Raw genomic sequence first — 3,165 nt, 5'->3', positions numbered from 1 at the left:
ATGATAACTTTTTTGAATTGGGCGGCGATTCAATTCTTGGTATTCAAATTATCTCTAAAGCTAATCAGAAGGGGCTTCGACTTACCCTTAAACAGCTTTTTCAACACCAGAGCATTGCCAAATTAGCAGCAGTTACTGGCACAACACAGCCTATCCAAACTGAACAAGAATTGGTCATTGGTATTGTGCCCATAACCCCCATTCAGCAATGGTTTTTCGAGCAGGAACAGCCTAATCCTCATCACTGGAATCAGGCACTTTTGCTCGAAGTACAACGAGACTTAAACCCTTTTTTGTTAGAAAAAGTCACGCACTACTTACTTGTAAACCATGACGCCCTTCGTCTTCGTTTTATTCGAGAAGAATCAGGTTGGAAGCAGTTCATTGCCTGCACTAACACGATTATACCTTTTTCAAAGGTGGATTTGTCAGCCCTGTTAGAAGCGGAGCAAAGGATTGCGATTGAGTCAGTGGCAAGACAAGTGCAGGGTAGTTTAAATATATTCGATGGCTCGCTTGTGCGGGTTACCCTGTTAGACCTGGGCTACCACAAACCTAGTCGTTTGCTTATAGTGATTCATCATCTTGGGATTGATGGTGTCTCATGGCGAATATTACTTGAGGATTTGCAGAAAGCTTATCAACAGCTTAACCATAATGATACAATACAATTGCCACCTAAGACGACCTCTTTCAAGCATTGGGCTGAACGACTGTTAGAATACTCGCAGTCAGTCAAAGTGGAGCAAGAACTGAATTACTGGCTTGCAGTTCCCCCAATACAGTTATCTGCTCTGCCAAAGGACTACCCTAGTGCAGCCAATACTGAAATATCACGCGACCAAGTGTTTGTTTCCCTAAGTGTGCAAGAGACTCAATCTTTACTACATGAAGTACCGGAAGCTTATCATACTCAGATTAATGACGTTTTATTAACAGCTTTGGTCGAGGTATTTGCTGGCTGGACAAAGCAGCCTTATTTATTTTTCGACTTTGAGGGACACGGACGTGAAGATATTTTGGAAGGTGTGGATCTTTCGCGCACTGTGGGGCGGTTTGTGACATTTCACCCTGTATGCATAAGTTTACCAGAAACAGAATGCAGCTTTGATGCTAAGCTCAAATCAATTAAAGAGCAGTTGCGGCAAATTCCTAACAGAGGTATCGGTTACGGTTTGCTACGCTATATGAGTAGAAGTTTGGAAATCGCTGAGAAGTTACGAGCACAGCCTCATCCAGAAGTAAGCTTCAATTACCTGGGGCAGGTGGATAAGGGTATTTCCGAGGTTCTTTCCTTTAAAACAGCCCCAGAATCAAGTGGACCACTTGTTAGCGACCAAACAACTCACACTCACTTGCTAAGCATTACCGGAAAGATTGAAGGGGGAAGGCTCTCTTTAGAGTGGACTTATAGCAAAAACATACATATACGTTCTACCATTGAGACTTTAGCACAGAACTTCATAAAAGTTTTACGCTTGCTTATCGTCTACTGCCAGTCACCAAAGACAGGAGGTTACACGCCCTCCGATTTCCCACTTGCAAGCCTTAACCAGTTGCAGCTGGATCAGATGTTTGGAGCAAACCAACAGGTGGAAGACATTTATCCTCTCTCACCTATACAGGAAGGAATTTTGTACCACAACCTATACGCTCCAGAATTGATGGTCTATTCTCTCCAATTGCACTACATCCTCCAGGAAGAAATAGACATAACCGCCTTTAAGCGAGCCTGGCAAGAGGTGATAAACCAATACTCTGCCATGCGAACTGCTTTCATCTGGCAAAGGTTGGCTCAACCTTTGCAGGTGGTGCATAAACAGGCGCAGTTTTCTATTCACCAGGAAGACTGGCGACATTTCCCTCTTAGTGAACAAAATCAACAATTGCAAGCCTTTCTCGAAGCTGATCGATCTCAGGGTTTTGACCTGTGTCAGCCACCTCTGATGCGCGTTGCCCTCCTTCAAGTTTCCCAGGACCGTTATCATTTAGTGCTGAGCTATAGTCAACTACTGATGGATGGCTGGAGTATGTCTTTGATTTTAAAGAATGTTTTTACCAGTTATAAGGCATTTTGTGCAGGACACACGCCACGGTTAAAACCTAGCCGCTCTTATCGGGACTACATTGTCTGGTTACAGCAGCAGGATCTATCCAGAGCAGAGGCCTTCTGGCGGCATGCGCTGCAAGGCTTTTACGCGCCTACTCCACTCATGGTGGATCAGCTAATAAGCAGGTCAACAAAACAAGTAGTGAATGAGGAACAAGAATATAGATTTTCTGCTGAAGTAACAGCCGCACTTTATTCGTTTGCGCGTAACCATCAACTAACAGTAAACACTGTGGTACAGGGAAGCTGGGCTCTGCTGTTAAGCCGTTATAGTGGTCACAAAGATGTGTTGTTCGGAGCTACTGTGTCTTGCCGACCTGTTGAATTGCTCGAAGTCGAATCTAGGGTTGGATTGTTTATTAACACTCTACCCGTACGGGTACAAATATCCCCAGAAAACTCAGTCTTGCCCTGGCTAAAAAAATTGCAAATTCAACAGAGGGAGGCGCAGCAGTACGATTACAGTCCATTGCGAGAAGTACAAAACTGGTGTGACTTACCGCGAGGGCTATCACTGTTCGATAGTATCCTAGTCTTTGAGAACCACCCACTGCACGGCTCGTTGCGGCAGCAGGTTGGTTTGAAGAGCGATCAAATTCATGAGATGGATCAGACGCACTATCCCCTAACAGCGTTTGTAGTACCTGAGTCTGAAATGTTGATCAGGCTCTCCTACAATCCGAACTGCTTTGCTGCTGCTACTATCCGTAGGATGCTAGGGCATTTCCAAAGTTTGTTAGAAGGTATTGTTACCAATCCAAAACAACATCTATGGGATTTACCGCTTTTAACTAAAGCAGAGCGAAAGCAATTATTAGAGGAGTGGAATGACACCAAAGGTGACTATCCCAAGAACCTGTGTATCCATCAATTGTTTGAAGCTCAAGTAGAGCGAACCCCTGATGCTGTAGCAATAGTCTATGAAAATGAACAACTCTCTTACCAAGAACTCAATTCCCGTGCCAATCAATTGGCACATTATTTGCAAACACTGGGCATCGGACCAGAGGTAAGAGTTGGCTTGTGCGTAGAACGCTCCCTTTTGATGATGGTGG

Annotated in this window: 1 protein-coding gene; it reads left to right on the top strand. The window is 44.4% G+C overall.

The window, feature by feature from the left end; genetic code table 11:
• Positions 1-3,165 (top strand): condensation domain-containing protein (locus ACM0OY_RS39870; protein ID WP_414574215.1); only part of this gene is annotated, 3,165 nt, incomplete at both ends.

This window comes from Nostoc sp. CCY 9925 (assembly GCF_963920935.1).
Classification (GTDB): Bacteria; Cyanobacteriota; Cyanobacteriia; order Cyanobacteriales; family Nostocaceae; genus Nostoc.
This window is presented reverse-complemented; position numbering and strand designations above follow the sequence as displayed.